The sequence below is a fragment of the Singulisphaera acidiphila DSM 18658 genome (genome assembly GCF_000242455.2).
Classification (GTDB): domain Bacteria; phylum Planctomycetota; class Planctomycetia; order Isosphaerales; family Isosphaeraceae; genus Singulisphaera; species Singulisphaera acidiphila.
Genome location: NC_019892.1, coordinates 1,744,410 through 1,760,380, shown reverse-complemented (window position 1 = coordinate 1,760,380; position 15,971 = coordinate 1,744,410). Strand labels below are relative to the sequence as shown.

Sequence of the window (15,971 nt, the reverse complement as noted above, 5' to 3'; positions counted from 1 at the left end):
TAGCGCTCAGCATCTGGTACGCGAATCTGAGTAAGGAACGCTGTCTGAAACGGAAGTTTACGGCCTGAACGGGTCGTTCGGGTGTCCTTGGCGGCCTTGAGCGACCTCCGTCGAATTCCGATGCGCGCACCAACTGCCGAGCGCTTACCTTTTTTTTTCAACGATCCGTCAATGGGCTAAAAACCAACGGAAAAGAGCGGACACTGCAAGTCGTTGCCCTGTCATGGCTTACCGTCAACGCTGCGACGTAACTCTTTTCGGACAAACCTGTTGCGGAAACACCCGCTTCCTGCTGGTTTTTAGCCCATTGGCGGATCATTGAAAAAAAAGACAGGGAACTGACGCTCCCCACTCGCCTGAACAATGAGAAGGCAAGCGGGGAGCGTCAGTTCCCTGTCCGTTTGCGTCCAAGCCGAGACGTCGCGTCAGAGCAGAAATCGAAGCCAAGGCCTTCCCAAGGTCGGAAGGTCCCGACTCGTCTTGGACACATTAAGCCGTCGAGAGGGCGAGAGAGGGGCAAGTCCGGAGCAAACCCTGACGATCACCGGCCTGGATCCGATCGAGGCCGGCCATTCGGCGATCAGGCGGAGCCGCACCTGAAGTCCACTGTGTCACTCAACCTCGCCAAGTCGATCGAGATTCGATCAACCCAAGCGCTCGTGTTAGTTCTTACTGAAGTCGAACGAGCGGAGAAACTCTTTGCCGAGCGGATCCTTGAGGAACTTACCGTGACAACCTGGGCAGAGGTCAAATCGAAAGCCCTTGCGCAGGGGTGTCGAGGTTTCCTCGGCACTGAGTTGCTCGTCACGTTGCAAGATCTGTGAGACCGCCTCCATGGGGTCCTCATCCAGGTCATCCTCCGTGATCTCGGTGGGGTCGAAGCCGGGGAAAGCCTCGATTTTGACCACATAACGGGGGTCTCCGCATGCAGTCAGATCTTTACCGCAGAGATCACACGTGAAGTGGACCATCAGCGTCTTATCCCTCAGTAATTGGCTGGTGAAGAGCACAAATCCGATTCTAACTCGGCGGCTTGGGTCCGTCCAAGCCCGTCGGCCATAATTCGAGTAGATCGGAACCATTGGGGGACCGTCAAGGCGAAAACCACGGCAATGAGAGCGAAAACGGAAGCCGCAATCGCCCACCGAATCTCCGGCGGGTCGTACCAAACGTCCAGCCGGTGCCGGCCCGACGGGACTAACACTTTCATGAACGCTTCTCGATATTCTTCAATTTTCACAGGTTGACCATCAATGGCAGCCCGCCACCCTGGATCAAAAATCTCCCGCATGATGATGCAGCAGTTTTTATCAGATACATACTCGCCACTGATTCGACCCGGCGCGCGATCGAGAGCGAGCCGAGCGGCGGACGAGTCGGCCTGGACCCACGGTCTGCTCTCAAGCCGGGCAACCCACACGTCGCCCACGCGATCGACCCGCCGAAACGATCCAGCGGGGGGCGGGGTCAGGCCGACGACCGCTTGAACCGACGCGTCTTCGAGACGATCGCGGGCGCGGACGACTCCGCTCCACGTAATCTCTCGCCGGCTGGTCCGCGCCTTCGGCCCCGGTTCGTACAGTGGAGCAAAATAAGTGAGGCTCCGCGCGTGCTCAACCGAGTCGTAATTGCGCGCGTCGTCGAGCCCATAACGCATCAACACATTCGGGGGCATTTCTTCACCGATGGCGAGGATCCGATCGGTCGGCAACAACTCACGGCGGAGGTAGGCGATGACCGGGCTGACCGGCCGGTCATCACTTCGCGCGATCGCAGGGTTCAAACCGAACCCGAATCCGAACAGGTCGAGCAGCGTCAGGCCGAGTACGGCCGAGCGAATCAGCAAGCCCGATCCCCTCCGACGCCGCAGCGCCTCCGCGAGACCGGCCAGGACGAGCAGATGAACGCCGGCCAGCCCAAGGTAGCGCGGAACGAACGTCAGGGTCGACCTCACCTGATGCTCGGCACGCGCCCGATAGACCGCCAGGTCCGCGCCTGGAGTCGCCGCAGCGGCCTTCACATAATGGTCGGTCGCCCGTTGTTTCAATGAGGGTTCGAGACGCCCCAAAGCAGCCGAACCGATCAAGCAGACCAGGCCGACGCCGACCCAACTCCCCAGCCAGGCCCAGGGCATCCTCTGCCCTTGCTGCAAACGATCGAGCCCGATCCCCCCGAGCAGGACCAGCGAGAAGGCCACCCAGAGGCTCAACCTGCGATTATCCGTCACCCCCAGCACGGGCAGAGCGCGGAGCAGGTTGTCGACCGGAGGCAGGCGGCAAGCCCCCAGGACGCCAACGACGGCAAGACCGGCGAGGAACCGGACCCGGGCGTTCGACCGCCGCGTCGACCAGGCCAATGGCGCAAGCCAGATCAGCGTGGCAAGGCCAGCAAACCCACCGGCCGTCTCATTGAGGTTATCCACCCCCAGGGCGCGGCCCAGGTGCGGCTGGCCCCGCCGCTGGCTGCCGAACGCGTAGGGGAAGGCCGTGCAGATCGCCCCGAGCACGCGAGGGCGAGCGACCACCCAGGGAGAGTCGCGCTCGCGTTCCCGGTCTTCCCAGACCGGGCTCCGCGTCAGGTAGAAACCGAGCGGAACCACTTCCACCGCCGCGAGCATGATGCCAAGCGACACCCCCACGGCCCACCAGGCGACGCCGCGTCGACTGCTCTTCGGTTCCCCCGACGCTCCGGAAGGGAGATCCGCCCCCTCAACAACCTCAGCCCGCCTCGCCGTGACCGCTGCCTGCCAGAGCACGTAGAGGCCGGCGGCAAGCAGGACATGGGCACTCGTCTGAACGTGCCCGCCCAGGAGGACCAGGCCGGTCACGATGCCGAGCACGCCGACCCCCCGCGCAGTGGGCCGACGGAGGACCCGGTCCCCCGCCCAGAAGAGCCAGGGCATCCAGACCGCGACGTTGGTCACCGGGTAGAGGAGCCAGACGACGAGGAACCCGCAGAACGGGAACGCCAAGCCGGCAAACCAACGTCCCCACGGCCCGAACCCCCAGGATCGGGCCAGTAGGAACATCCCGAGCCCCGCCACCCAGAGCCGCGCCGCCGCCATCCAGCCGTAGGCGTCGGGGAGCCTGCCAAGGTAGGCGACAATCTGGAACGGATCGAACACCGCACTCTGCCCGTTGGCGAGATGGGGAGCGCCGCAACCGGCGTGGCTGTTCCAGAGCGGCAACCGCCCCTGGCGAATCATCGTGCGGTTAAACTCGATCCAAGGCTGAAACTGAAGGACCGGGTCCATCAGCAGCCGGTTGGCCGGCTCGTAGTTCGCACCTCGGCTGTCTCGAAAGCTGGCGGAGACGAGCAGGACGTCGGCCGGGCTCAGGACCTTGCCGCCAAACAGAGATTCGGCGAAAAATCCGGCGACCAGCGCAGCCAGCACGGCGGAAAAGGCGAGTAGTTCGCGACGCGGCGACATAAGTACAATGCCTCCTTGCATCGCCTCGAAGTCGATCCTCCATGGTGCGCAACATCAAGGAATAGCCGATCAACCCATTTCCGACAAGCCGAGCTGCTCGCCTTCCCCCCCAAGCCAGACATATCCCACGCTCACCCGTCCGATCAGAAGAGCTCCGCGATGGGCTGGCCCCCTTCGACGACGATCGGGATCGGCCTCCCTTGGGGATTGACCCAGGAGGCGTTAGGGTCGATGCCAAGGTAGGTAAAGATCGTAGCAGCCAGGTCTTGCGGCGTCACCTTGCGTTGGTTGATGCCGTAGCCCTTGCTGTCGGTTGCGCCGATGACCTGGCCATGGCGAAGCCCACCGCCGGCGAGGACCATGGACATCACGTGCGTCCAGTGCTCGCGGCCCGCCTCACGATTGAGCACAGGGGACCGGCCGAACTCGCCCATCATCACGATCAAGGTGCTCTCGAGCAGGCCGCGCCCCTCGAGGTCGGCAACCAGGGTCGCCAGGGTCTGGTCGACCCGGGGCAAGAGCGGCTTCAAGCCCTTCTCGATCCCTTTCCAGACGACGTTGTCGCCGTGATGGTCGAAATAGCCCCAGGCGCCGCTGACCATGACATAGCTGACCCCCGCCTCGACGAGCCGACGCGCCAGGAGGGCCTTCGTCCCCAGGCTGTCACGGCCGTACGCGTCACGCAGTTTCGGGTCTTCCTTGTCGAGCTGGAAGGCACGCTGCGCCTGGCCCGAGCAGACCATCTCAATCGCCTGCCGCGTGTAGCGGTCGACATGCTCGATCGCCGAGTTGCTATCCACGTCCGACCGGAGCTGATCGAACTGCTTGCGGAGGGCTTCACGGCTCGCGAGACGATCGAGGTTCACCCCTTTGGGAAGCTCAAACCGACCGGAGAGCTCACTCCCCTTGACCGGCTCGAAGGCCGCCCCCATATGCCCCGCGCCCCAGACGTCGGCCTTCCAGCTATCGGCCAGGCCGACGAACGCCGGCATGTTCGGGTCATTCGAGCCGCGCAGCTTCGCGACGATCGACCCCATGGAAGGATACCCACCCCCTTCGCGGTTATCGTCGGTTCGCTGCGCCAGCGGATTCCCCGCCTGCATCGTGATCGGCGTGTGGTTGCTCGCCGAGCAATCCATCGAGCGGATCACGGTCAACTTATCCATGATCGCAGCCTGACGGGGGAGATGCTCGCAGAACCGAACCCCCGGCACGTTCGTCGCGATCGAGCCGAACGGGCCGCGAACCTCGCTGGGCGCGTCCGGTTTGGGATCCCACATGTCGAGGTGGCTCGGCCCCCCCGACAGCCAGAAGAAGATCACCGACTTCGGCTTCGCGGCCGACTTCGACGCGATCGCCGCTTCCGCGCGAAGCTGAAACAACTGCGAAGCCGAGAGCCCGGCAATGCCGGAAAGCCCCGCCCTCATGAACCAGCGACGCGATGTCGACCCCGCCCCGAGCAAATCGGTCTGGGTCGGCCGCCACCCACTCACACCCTGTCGATGGCTGACCTCGTGTGCGAACCCGCCAGCGCGTTCGTCCATCACCTCACCTCCCCAACGTCAGAGGGCTTGATCTGACGGTTCTCTCCCTGGCTCACCAGAGTGTAGCCCCTTCTTCTAACCCCATCCAGCAATTCTTCAACTTTCATCAAAACCGGGTCCCCAACGCGATCCCTCCTTTTCGTTTTGGAATCGACTCCCAGCAGCCACTTGACACCTCAGACTAATTGTCTTACCCTTCACTCAGACATTCTGTCTTTGAGGAGGAGCCGGATGGCGAGGAAATCATCGAAGGACGTCACTGAAGCGGAGCTGACGATCCTGCAAGCGATCTGGGAACACGGCCCGGCGACGATTCGGCAGTTGGCCGAGCGCGTTTATGGCGAGGGGGGGGCGTCAACCTACGCCACGGTGCAGAAGCTGCTGGACCGGCTGGAAACCAAGGGGGATGTGGTCCGTGACCGGAGCGAGAGCGTCCATGTCTTTCGGGCCGCGACGGATCGCGACGAGTTGATCGGGCGCAAGCTCCAGGCGGTGGCCGAGACGCTTTGCGGTGGGTCTTTGACACCGCTCTTGAGCCACCTCGTTCAAGGGGGGCGGCTTTCGGAGCAGGAGCGGAGCGATCTCCGGTCCTTGATCGAACGACTCGACCGTAGCGCTGAGCCAAACGACCACCAATAGAAGGGGAGGCGACCTTGGAAACGTTCTTGCGAGCGGGCCTCGGTAATGCCTTGCTGGCCACGATCCTGGCACTCGGTGCCGCGGGAGCGGGGTATTTTCTCCGTCGCAGACCCGCCGTGCGTCATGGGCTCTGGTTACTCGTACTCCTGAAGCTCGTCACCCCGCCGCTCTGGGTGGTTCCGCTGACCGTCCCCGGCGTATCGCGCTTAGTCAATCAGGAGCCAACTGTCTCGGAATTGAAAGTCGAAACCTCCCTTAACACGATCCCGGCGGAGTGGCTCGAGGCCCAATACGCCGCCGAACCGCTCGAGGAGGGAGCCGCGATCACTGTCGATCCTCCCACCTGGCTCGGGTCGATGGATTGGACCCGTTGGGCGGCGATGACCTGGCTGGCCGGTTCCGTCGCGACGCTGGCCGTGACCGGCCTCCGAATTCGGCGATGGAATCGGCTGCTGAGGCTGGTGGAACCCACCTCGGACGACGTTCAGGATCAGGTGGAACGCCTGGCGAAGCAGATGGGGCTGGTCCAGCCGCCGACGAGTTGGTGGTTCCCAGGGCCGTCCGCCCCGATGCTCTGGGCGCTGGGTTGCCAGGCCAAGCTGATCGTACCGAGCGAGCTCTGGGGCCGCCTCGATGAGCGTCAACGGATCACGTTGCTGGTCCACGAGCTCGCCCATCTCCGCCGGAAGGACCATTGGGTTCGCGTCGTCGAACTCCTGGCCACCGCCTTTTATTGGTGGCTGCCCCTGGCCTGGATCGCCCGCTGGGCGCTCCGCGAGGCTGAGGAACAGTGCTGCGACGCCTGGGTGGTCTGGACCTGTCCAGACGCCCTCAGGGCGTATGCGGAAACGTTGTTGGACACCGTGGATTTCCTCTCAGAGACCGGGCGTGCTGCGCCTTTGGCGGCCAGCGGGTTCGGTCATGCTCACCACTTGAAACGGAGAGTGACCATGATCATGCAAGGGAAAACGCCGCGCGGCCTTGGCTGGACCGGCATGCTGACGATGTTCGGACTCTCAGCCCTGCTCCTCCCGTTGTCGCCGACCTGGGCCCAGAAGGCCGACGACGAGGAACGAGCCGAACCCGAAGTGGCTCGCCTCGTTCAAGATACCGAGGACGAATCCGAGGATTCCGAACTGATCGTCTTGAAGCGAAAGCTGGCCAGTGAGCTCGGTGAGCTCATCAGGCTCAAGTCGGCTGAGAAGGAGGACACGACCAAACCGAACGAGAAAGGCACCAAGGAGGAGCAGGGGGAGCGCTCTTCTAAGGCCAAAACCCGCGATGCCAAAACGATTCTCGAGCTTCGCGACGCCAAGCCCAATGAACGAAAAAGCCCCGGGAACCGCCCCGAGGCGAGAGAAATCCGATTTCACTTCACTGAAAACCACCAAGCCAACCTCGAACGGGAACTTTCCAGGGCCAAGGCTGAGGTCGAGAGAGCCCGGGCTCAGCTCCACCGCGCCGAGTCGCAACTGGCTAAGCTCGGAACAGAATTCAAAGTCAAGCTAGCCAAGTCGAATGACTCTGGTCGCGAATCTCAAGGCACGTCCGACAACAAGAACGAGAATCAGATCAAAGTCAACACCGAGCTTCGACTGGCTCCTAAGCGAGAGCTTTTCATCGTGCGGGACAAAGAGCAGCTCAAAAAGAGCGAGGAAGAGGGCCGGCGTCTCTTCGAAAATAAGCTCGCGAGCCTGTCCTCAGAAAAGGATCGGCGGATCGCTGATCTCGAGAAGAAGCTGGATGAGCTCATCAATGAGGTGAAGAACCTCAAGACCGAGCGTGGTGATTCCAGGAAGTGAAACCAGGGCGGCCCGGCCGGTGAAATGCCGGCCGAGGCCATTCCCAATCGGCGGACGGCCAACTTCTTGAACTCAATCCCGGACGAACAGGGAGCGGAGCGATCCGCTCCCTGCTTTTTTTCGATCGCCAAGTTGAGGATAGGGAGCGCTCCGCTCCCCACTCACCTGGAAGAAATTCCCAACGCCCGGGTGGCCTCTGATCCACCCGGACGAAAATCGCTTTAGCCATTCCCAAGCCGTGGTGGTTCAGCCGGAGGAAGGAGGGCGACTCTAGGTCCAGGTCGCGTGATCTGCCGCTTATGATACCGGCAGTCCAGCCCATCCAAAGCATCGAGAAAGATTCACAACAGCCCTTCGGCACTCAGCGATTCCCGCAACGTCACCGCATCTGTCCGGCGGCACGCTCGCGAACGAATTGGGGTAGGCGAGTCGACATTAGGCTAGCGGACCGCCTGATGTTTCTTCAATGACTGGCGCGCCTTCGAGTGCATCAGGTCAAGCAGATAGCTAACGCGACGGTAATTATCCATCTCAGCCCGCTCATCAGGGGTGAGCCGATCCTCCTGATTCCGCGCAACCAACTCATGCATGCGGTTAAGATCGCGACTCTCAAACCGGATTCGAAGTAGGCTCTCGGCCGCGTCAGCCGTGAGGTTTTCGTCTTCCGGGCGAATCAGGCGGGATAGGATTGCCGCTTCACTGGTCAGGGAGACACCGGCTTCGGTAGTCATAAAGCCATTCCATACCACCAGTTATAACGAGCAACAACATCACCATTCTAGCGAAAGCAGTCCGTTTTGACAACGGAAGAGAAAGCCTTTGAATGGAAACCGATTTTAGAGCGTGTGGACAACTTCTGGGAGATCTCGGCTGTCCTAAAATAGTTGGCCCACCAAGATGGACCATAGGTAAGTGAAGACGACTGGCGAAGTTCGAGACAGCGATGAATGGGTTACAGGAGAAAACCCGAAGGCAGGTTGAGTGGCCGTAAACAGTTCCGCACGCCACTCAACCCGCTCCTAACCTCGGTTGTTAACCCAGTGGTGATCCCCACACCCTTAGGAAACCCGGCAGACGAAGCACTTCAAGTATTCGGTTTCCAGGCAGGAGGCCGAGACCGGGTGGTCGGGGGCCTGGCCGCGTTGCTCGAGGATCTGGATCGACCGGCCCGAGAGCTCGGCGAGTTGACCGATGAGGTCGGCGAAGAGTCCGCGTTCGACGAGTCCCGAGCAAGAGCAGGTGACGAGTATCCCGTCGGGCTCGAGTACGTCGAGGGCGGCGCGATTCAGGCGGAGATAGCCCTTCAAGGCGTCTTCGACACCACGAGGGTGGCGGGCAAACTTGGGGGGGTCGCAGATCACGACTCCGAATCGGTCGCTACCGCTTCGGATGGTCTCGAGGGCGTCGAAGACGTCGGCCGATTCGAACCGCGCCTTACCAAGCTGGTTGAGCACGGCGTGATGGCGGGCCACTTCGATCGCGGTCGAGGAGCTATCGATGCCGAGTACCGACTCCGCACCGCCGTGTTTGAGGGCATTCAGTGCAAAGGCACCGGTATACGTGAAGAGGTCGAGGACGCGTTTGCCTTGGCAGTACTGGGCCACGGCCCGGCGATTCTCGCGCTGATCGAGGTAGAAACCGGTCTTCTGGCCCCCTTTCAGATCGACCCAGAAGGTCAGGCCGTTCTCGCTGATCTCCACCGGGGCCGCTGGCGGAGTGCCGTGGAAAACGTCCTCGTGCGGGCGGATCCCTTCCTGTTCAGCAGTCGTCCGATCGGGTCGGGACAGGATCCCCTCGATGTCCGGTTCCTGGGCGAGGAGGCCCAGCAGCAGCTCGCGGCGTTCGAAGAGGGCGAGGCTCGTGAACTGGACCACGAGCCAACGATCGTAGCGGTCGACCGTGAGGCCCGAGAGGCCGTCGGATTCGCTCGCGATGAGACGATACCCAGCGCCCGGCCCTCCCAGGTGGAGAATCTCGCGCCGCAGGCGGACCGCCGCCGCGACGGTCTTCGCCCAGAACTCATCGTCGAGCGCCCCGCCGTCCCAGCGGTAGAGCCGGACCCGGATGGCGCTGTTGGGGTTGAAGAGGCCCCGGGCGATGAACTGGCCTTCGTGACTGAAGACCTCCACCTCGGAACCCGGCTTCGGCTCGCCTTCGACCCTGGCGATGGAGGTCACGAACAACCAAGGGTGACGCGCAAAGAAAGGGCGCGCTCGACGCGGCTTGACGATGACTCGGGGAAGGCTGGCCATCTCTGGGATCGTCCTCTGCAAAGAAGTCGGAACGAGGAGGCAATGGAAGTAGGGACCGCCCTTGACCGATCATCGCTCATCGCGGAAAGGATTCGTACGGAACGTATTTGGCGTCGGCGAGTCGAAGCGTGCGGCTGGTTCTCCGTCACCGCTCGCCTTCCGGGGAACGACTGGTCGCCTCGAATTCGGCGAGGTAGGCCAGCGTGCGATCGAGCTGATTCTTCAAATGCCGAACTCTCAGCATACTCTTGATCCGGCACAACAGCTCGACCTTGTTGACCGGTTTCGTGAGGAAGTCGTCGGTCCCCGCCTGGACGCCGCGTTCGAAGTCGGAGGCCTCGTTCAGCGCGGTGACCATCAGAATCAGGAGATCCTTGGTGGCGGGGTTGGCGCGGAGTTTCCGACAGACTTCAAAGCCGGAGAGGCGCGGCATCATGACGTCGAGGAGCAGGAGGTCGGGTTGGAACTCGGCGACCACGCGCAAGGTGTCCTCACCGTCGAACGCGGTCCGGATTTCGCAGTCGACATCACTGAGGTAAGCCTCGAGCAACTCCACGTTCTGGAGGTTGTCGTCGGCGATCACGATTTTCGGGGGACCTTTCGGCTGATCCAAGGCAGGGTCTCCTGGGGAGCATCCGACCAACTGCCCCGAAATCCCTCAAATCAAAAAAAGGGATGTGTCTTGCAGACTGAGCAGGACGGTAATCGAGTCGGAGTCGCGGCGGCGTTCGTTCGTGAACCGCCTGATTTTAACCGGAGTGGCCCCTCGCCGAAACCGGAATTGTGGGCGAACTCCCTCACCCACGAGTGTGGATGATGGCTGATATCGGACGACTGTCGCTTGCCGAGTCGCAGGAACGTGCTAAAATTGCCAGTAACGCGTTGCTCTCCTGAGAGAGTGGCTCTCTTTGGGACGCGACATGCGCCCTCTCCGTGCGAGGAGGCTCGTCCGTGCCCTTACGTGAGATCGACCGACAGTTGATTGATCGCTGCCTCCGGAAGGAACCCGGAGCGTGGAATGATTTCGTCGATCGGTACATGGGACTCATTTACCACGTGATTCATCACGTGTCGCATGCTCGCAGTATCGTACTTTCGCCGGCGGACATCGAGGATATTGCCGCCGAGATCTTTCTCGAGATCGTCGACGAAGATTATGGCGCGTTACGCCGTTTCAAAGGAGCGAGTTCGCTCCCGACCTACTTGACTGTGGTCGCGCGGCGCATTTGCGTCAAAGAAGTCATCAAGCGTCATCGTGAAGCCGAACTGGGCCATATTCAAGCCCATCGGTCCAGCGTTGACGAAGACGCATCGGGCGAAGCCGAGGCCATCGTCACGGCAGAGGAGGTCGAGCGCATGCTCGAAACCCTTTCCGAGCGCGACGCCGAGATCGTCCGGCTCTATCACTTGAAATATCTCAATTATCGTCAGATCGGCAAACAGCTCGGCATCCCCGAGAATTCCGTCGGCCCCATCCTGGCCAAGGCGCGCAAGCGTCTCCGGCGGACGGCCGAGCAACGAACCGGTTGATCGCAAACGGAACCAAGGCGGGGAGCATGCGACCAGGCGTTCGCCTTGGTTTCGCATGTTCCCCGATTTTTTTGCGCCCAGCTGACTGATGACGACGTTCTTAGTAGCGCTCGAAGCTCGAGTTCGACGCCCTCCACCCCGACGAAACTTCCGGCTTGGCGAAGCTCGGTTCCGGAGCGGTGGGCAGAGCAGGGCCGAGCAAGTCGTCTCGGAGCGAGGTGCGTGTCGCCGAGAGCGCCACCGGGTCGAGTTCGGTACGCATCGCCCCGTCGACTCCAAGCGGGGCGGGCTCGGGCACACCCAACTTCACCCCCGTCGGCGGAGCGGGAAGCGTCTCGCGAAGCGTGGTCGGCCCCTGACTTTGCTGAGGCTTGATACCTGCGGCCAGGTTTTCACGCTCGTAGCCTTGCCTTGGATCTTCCACGAAGAGGGCCGCGTACCTGTCGGCAGGGAACTCCTCGTTGACCTTGGTCGACCCCTGGGCAAAGTTGACGCCTAGGTTGAGCGGATTGTGCCGATCGGCCATCCACTCGAGCTTCATCTTCTTGGGAAGGTAGACGGTCTCGTCAGGGTGACTCCCATCGGGAACCTTCAGGTAATCCTCAATAACGGCCCGAGCAATCAGCGTCTTTGCATCACCCGCGAAGAGCTGATGCTCCTTAACCCGGTGAGTTGACGCCGAGAGGATCGTCACGCGAGTGACCGTGTCGCCCCCCGCACGGACCGGACGGTGGGTCAGGACCAGGGTGTCCGGTTCCTTCCCTTGGGTCACCTTGCAACCGGCAGCTTCACTGTCACTGATGACGCGAAGGCCCAGGGCCTCCACAATCCACTCAGGCTGGAGCGTGGCGGGAGAGAGCGGCGTCTTACCCGACTCGTCGTAGTCGCAGTAGAAGACCTTCTTTTCCTGGTTGTCCTTGGTCCAGAACCAGAATTTCTCGTCGTTCGACCCGATGTCCGCCACAGCGCCGGCCGTCGAATTCACTTCAAGCCGGAAGTTGCGCGGACGCTCCAAGGCGAGGTAGCCATTCGCCCCCCCCGACCGCCGCCCGGTACTGACCGTGAGCGACGGCCGCGCCGAAATCTTCTCGATTCGTTCGGCGTTCCGGTTGTGCTCAGTAAGGAGAGTCTGGGCATCGATTTGCGGCTTGACGGCGACGGGAGCCTGGCGCGCAAGGTTATCGACGCCAGCAGTCCGGCAACCGGCTTGGACGACGAGCAACAGAGTCGCAAGAGTGACAGGCCGAGCATACCTCATACAGAGTCCTTTCCGGTCGGAACGTCGACCGGCGACAAGGCAGTCTCTCGAGGGGTGCATCGCGTTGGGGATGATAGGCCTTGCGACGGGAGGGGGGAGGTTACCCCAATCCCCCCCGCCGGGCAAGCCGGATTCTTCTTGTCACGCCATCTCACTTCACCGATTGATGGATCGACCAAGTCCACCCTTCTCAATGACGGAGAAAGCGCTCGAGGGCGTCGAATCCACGTTCGAGCGTGGTCAAATCCGTCGCGAACGACAATCTCGCGTACCCTTCAGCCCCAAACGCCGAGCCCATCACCAGCGCCACATGGGCCGACGAGAGCGCGGTCAGGCAGAACTCGGTCGAATCCCCGATCACCTTCCCCCCCAGTGTACGACCGAGGTGGGCCGAAATGTTCATGAAGGCGTAGAACGCCCCCCCGGGAGCAATGCAAGTCACGTCCGGCAAGGCGGCGATCCGCTCAAGCACGTACGCGCGTCGCTTCGTGAATTGCGACTTCATCGCGACGACCGAATCCTGCGGCCCCGTGATCGCCTCGAGCGCGGCCCACTGGCTGACCGAGCAGGGGTTGCTCGTCTCCTGGCTCTGAATGTCCCCCATGAACTTGGCCACCGGTGTCGGCGCGATCGACCAGCCAATCCGCCAGCCGGTCATCGCGTAGGTCTTGCTGACCCCCGAGATCGTGATCGTCCGATCGGCCAGCCCCGGCCGGAGCGTCGCGAAGCAGGTCGCTTCCGCATCGCCATAGAGGAGCTGCTCGTAGATCTCGTCGGAGAGCACGCCCACCTGGTCCGACTTCAGCACCGCGTCCGCCAGGGCTTCGAGCTCGGCTCGGGTGTAAACGACCCCCGTCGGGTTCGACGGGCTGTTGATCATCAAAAGCTTGGTGCGCGGGGTGACGGCCGCCAGGAACTGCTCGGGGGTGAGCTTGAACTCGTTGGCCTCGGTCGTCTGGAGCACCACGGGCGTGGCCCCCGTCAGCTTGACCAGGTCGGCATAGCTGACCCAGTAGGGGGCGGGGATAATCACCTCATCGCCCGGCCCGCAGACCGCCATCAACGCGTTGTGGATCGAGTGCTTGGCACCGTTGGAGACGACGACCTGCACGTCCTGCGTCGGCAGACCGCGGGTCTCCGAATACATCTTGGCCAACGCCTGGCGAAGCTCGGGGATTCCCGAGGGGGGCGTGTAGTGGGTCTGGCCCGAGCGCATCGCCTTCAAGGCCGCCTCTTGAATGTTCTCCGGCGTCTTGAAGTCAGGCTCGCCCAACGCGAAGTCGAAAACGTCGACCCCCTCGGCCTTCAGTCGCTTCGCCGCTCCGGCCATCGCCAGCGTCGCCGAGGGGGCAATCGCACTCACCCGTTCGGCCAGTGTCAGAGACATCGCGCCAGTTCTCCTGAAAATCAATATGCGGACATGGTGCCTGATCAGGCTCGCGGGTAGCCAGGCTCATCGCCTTCGACTTCCCCCCTCATAACAAAATTCCGCTTCCACCCTATCACGGAATCGGAGCCCCGTCACGCCCTGACTCGAGCGCGCCGGCCAGGCGCAAGACACACCGAGCCGCCCACAGGTTCCCGCCAACCTCGGACCGCATTCACGCACCCAAACTCCCTAGCCAGCACATTCCGAAATATCGACAAACTCCACCCTGAATCCGCCATTTCTTTTGCCCCCCGAGATTTCGGAATGATAAGATGAGTGAGAACGGCAAGCGATTCATTTTGAGCGGAATCTTTTCGGAGAATTGAAGAAGGATACGCTCGGGAATGGTAGGTAGCGCGGTCGATCAACTTCGGTGCGATTGATTTGGGCGGTAATGTCCCGAATTGATGCGAGTTGGTGAGTGCATCGGCTCGCCTTAAGATAAGAAATAGGGTGCTCTCACACGGAATGGACGGGCCGGGTGAGGGTGTTTGAATGGTGGCGCTTTAAAAAAAGGGCGCTTCGTCCTCGGCACCAATGGCTTGGCAATCATTGGGGGTGGGGGAGATCATGCACCGCGTGGTGGTCACTGGCATCGGGATTGTGTCGCCCAACGGGATCGGTCGTCGCGAATTCAGCGAGGCGATCGTCGAGGGGCGATCCGGCGTAAGCTACATTGAGAGTTTCGACACGACCGGTCTGGCGATCAAGATCGCAGGCGAAGTCAAGAATTTCGATGTGATGCCCTTCCTGGGCGACCACAAGAAGAGTGCGAAGTTAATGAGCCGCGCGGTCCGCTTCGCGGTGGGCGCGGCGGCCCTGGCCGTGACCGATTCCGGCCTGGATGACAAAAAGCTCGACCCCTCGCGATTTGGGGTTTGCATGGGGACGGGAATCACCCCCATGGACGTGGGCGAGCTGGTCGAGCCAATCCGACGCTCGATCCGTCCCGACGGCTCGTTCGACATGGGCCAATTCGCCCAGGCCCGGGCCGAGTCGATGTTCCCGCTCTGGTTGCTCCAGCATCTGCCCAACATGGCCGCCTCGCACATCTCGATCCTGCATCATGCGATGGGGCCGAACAACACGATCGTCACGGCCTGCGCCGCGGGAACCCAGGCCGTAGGGGAAGCGTTCCGCCTGATCGCACGAGGCGACGCCGACGTGATTCTCGCGGGCGGCTGCGATAGCCGACTCGACCCGCAACTGCTGGTGGCCTACAACGCGATGAAGACGGTCAGCGCGTCGGTTCGGTCTCCCGCAGAGGTTTCCCGGCCGTTCGACGGCGAGCGCGACGGCTTCGTCCTGGGCGAAGGGGCGGCAGTGCTCATGCTCGAGAGCCTGACCAAGGCCAAGCGGCGCGGGGCAACGATCTACGCCGAGATCAAGGGATACGGCTCGTCGTTCGACGCCTACGGCATCACAAGACCGGAGCCGGAGGGGAGGGGGGCCGCGATTGCCATGACGGCCGCACTCCGCGAGGCCCGCGTCGACCACTCCGCCATCGACTACATCAACGCCCACGGGACCAGCACCCGGCTCAACGACCTGTCGGAGACTGTGGCCGTCAAACGCGTCTTCGGCCATCGTGCGGGCTCGATCCCGATGAGCTCCCAGAAGTCGATGGTCGGCCACCTGATCGGTGCCTCCGGCGCCCTCGAGGCCGCCGCAACGGCCATGTCGCTCCAACGCGGGGTCGTCCCTCCCACGATCAACCAGGCGACCCCCGACCCGGAATGTGACCTCGACTACGTCCCCAACACCGCGCGGGAAACGCCGTTGCGGCTGGCGATCTCCAACAGCTTTGGATTCGGCGGCCAGAACGCCTCTCTCGTGATGTCTCACTTCTAACGTCGTCGACCTTCGAGAATTTAGGCCGGCCCGGTCGTCATTCCCCCCGCCGACTCGGCCATTGCGACTTGTAGAACAACTCTCGGGTCACGTCTCGTCATCGACAAACGAGCCGTCTTCCCCAAGACAACGCGCACTCACCCCGATCCGCGTATTCATCGACATTCCGACGATTTCCCCTATCTCAACGTTTCACCACAATCGCGATGACGGATTGGCCGCGATCGGCTACCATG

Annotated in this window: 12 protein-coding genes; 4 read left to right on the top strand and 8 right to left on the bottom strand. The window is 62.2% G+C overall.

The window, feature by feature from the left end; all coding sequences use genetic code 11:
• Positions 1-662 precede the first annotated feature (662 nt).
• From SINAC_RS06855 to SINAC_RS06845, 3 genes are all read right to left on the bottom strand, one after another.
• On the bottom strand, positions 663-971 hold the full coding sequence (locus tag SINAC_RS06855; protein WP_015244955.1) for a hypothetical protein: 309 nt from the start codon (positions 969-971) through the stop codon (positions 663-665).
• A gap of 14 nt (positions 972-985) precedes the next feature.
• Entirely contained in the window at positions 986-3,430 is a 2,445-nt protein-coding gene (locus SINAC_RS06850) for a glycosyltransferase family protein (protein ID WP_015244954.1), read from the bottom strand.
• Positions 3,431-3,573: 143 nt separating this feature from the next.
• Positions 3,574-4,974, bottom strand: a complete 1,401-nt coding sequence (locus tag SINAC_RS06845) for a DUF1501 domain-containing protein (RefSeq protein ID WP_015244953.1) — start codon at positions 4,972-4,974, stop codon at positions 3,574-3,576.
• 231 nt (positions 4,975-5,205) lie between these two features.
• Between SINAC_RS06845 and SINAC_RS06840 the strand changes: the two genes are divergently transcribed.
• Entirely contained in the window at positions 5,206-5,613 is a 408-nt protein-coding gene (locus tag SINAC_RS06840) for a BlaI/MecI/CopY family transcriptional regulator (RefSeq protein WP_015244952.1), read from the top strand.
• Between the two features lie 14 nt (positions 5,614-5,627).
• Positions 5,628-7,415 carry a M56 family metallopeptidase gene (locus SINAC_RS06835; protein WP_015244951.1) on the top strand — a complete coding sequence of 596 codons (1,788 nt, stop codon included), beginning with the start codon at positions 5,628-5,630 and terminating at the stop codon, positions 7,413-7,415.
• 440 nt (positions 7,416-7,855) lie between these two features.
• Here SINAC_RS06835 and SINAC_RS06825 read toward each other — a convergent pair whose 3' ends face one another.
• The 3 genes from SINAC_RS06825 to SINAC_RS06815 form a co-directional block, all read right to left on the bottom strand.
• Positions 7,856-8,146, bottom strand: coding sequence for a hypothetical protein (locus SINAC_RS06825; protein WP_015244950.1), 291 nt, complete (start codon positions 8,144-8,146; stop codon positions 7,856-7,858).
• A gap of 327 nt (positions 8,147-8,473) precedes the next feature.
• Positions 8,474-9,667 carry a class I SAM-dependent rRNA methyltransferase gene (locus tag SINAC_RS06820; RefSeq protein ID WP_015244949.1) on the bottom strand — a complete coding sequence of 398 codons (1,194 nt, stop codon included), beginning with the start codon at positions 9,665-9,667 and terminating at the stop codon, positions 8,474-8,476.
• A gap of 145 nt (positions 9,668-9,812) precedes the next feature.
• On the bottom strand, positions 9,813-10,280 hold the full coding sequence (locus SINAC_RS06815; protein ID WP_015244948.1) for a response regulator: 468 nt from the start codon (positions 10,278-10,280) through the stop codon (positions 9,813-9,815).
• 338 nt (positions 10,281-10,618) lie between these two features.
• Between SINAC_RS06815 and SINAC_RS06810 the strand changes: the two genes are divergently transcribed.
• Positions 10,619-11,197, top strand: coding sequence for an RNA polymerase sigma factor (locus tag SINAC_RS06810; protein WP_015244947.1), 579 nt, complete (start codon positions 10,619-10,621; stop codon positions 11,195-11,197).
• Positions 11,198-11,297: 100 nt separating this feature from the next.
• Here SINAC_RS06810 and SINAC_RS06805 read toward each other — a convergent pair whose 3' ends face one another.
• Both SINAC_RS06805 and SINAC_RS06800 read right to left on the bottom strand, forming a co-directional pair.
• On the bottom strand, positions 11,298-12,455 hold the full coding sequence (locus SINAC_RS06805; protein WP_015244946.1) for a hypothetical protein: 1,158 nt from the start codon (positions 12,453-12,455) through the stop codon (positions 11,298-11,300).
• A 190-nt stretch (positions 12,456-12,645) separates the two neighbouring features.
• Positions 12,646-13,842 carry a pyridoxal phosphate-dependent aminotransferase gene (locus tag SINAC_RS06800; RefSeq protein WP_015244945.1) on the bottom strand — a complete coding sequence of 399 codons (1,197 nt, stop codon included), beginning with the start codon at positions 13,840-13,842 and terminating at the stop codon, positions 12,646-12,648.
• Positions 13,843-14,454: 612 nt separating this feature from the next.
• On the opposite strand from SINAC_RS06800, the gene SINAC_RS06795 reads away from it, so the two are divergent.
• Complete coding sequence (locus SINAC_RS06795; RefSeq protein WP_015244944.1) at positions 14,455-15,735, top strand: beta-ketoacyl-[acyl-carrier-protein] synthase family protein; 1,281 nt, start codon at positions 14,455-14,457, stop codon at positions 15,733-15,735.
• Positions 15,736-15,971 lie beyond the last annotated feature (236 nt).

Bases quoted from the DNA above. Each gene is read 5' to 3' on its own strand.
- SINAC_RS06850 (WP_015244954.1), bottom strand. From the start codon at position 3,430: ATGTCGCCGCGTCGCGAACTACTCGCCTTTTCCGCCGTGCTGGCTGCG.
- SINAC_RS06800 (WP_015244945.1), bottom strand. From the start codon at position 13,842: ATGTCTCTGACACTGGCCGAACGGGTGAGTGCGATTGCCCCCTCGGCG.
- SINAC_RS06820 (WP_015244949.1), bottom strand. From the start codon at position 9,667: ATGGCCAGCCTTCCCCGAGTCATCGTCAAGCCGCGTCGAGCGCGCCCT.
- SINAC_RS06825 (WP_015244950.1), bottom strand. From the start codon at position 8,146: ATGACTACCGAAGCCGGTGTCTCCCTGACCAGTGAAGCGGCAATCCTA.
- SINAC_RS06840 (WP_015244952.1), top strand. From the start codon at position 5,206: ATGGCGAGGAAATCATCGAAGGACGTCACTGAAGCGGAGCTGACGATC.
- SINAC_RS06805 (WP_015244946.1), bottom strand. From the start codon at position 12,455: ATGAGGTATGCTCGGCCTGTCACTCTTGCGACTCTGTTGCTCGTCGTC.
- SINAC_RS06845 (WP_015244953.1), bottom strand. From the start codon at position 4,974: ATGGACGAACGCGCTGGCGGGTTCGCACACGAGGTCAGCCATCGACAG.
- SINAC_RS06795 (WP_015244944.1), top strand. From the start codon at position 14,455: ATGCACCGCGTGGTGGTCACTGGCATCGGGATTGTGTCGCCCAACGGG.
- SINAC_RS06855 (WP_015244955.1), bottom strand. From the start codon at position 971: ATGGTCCACTTCACGTGTGATCTCTGCGGTAAAGATCTGACTGCATGC.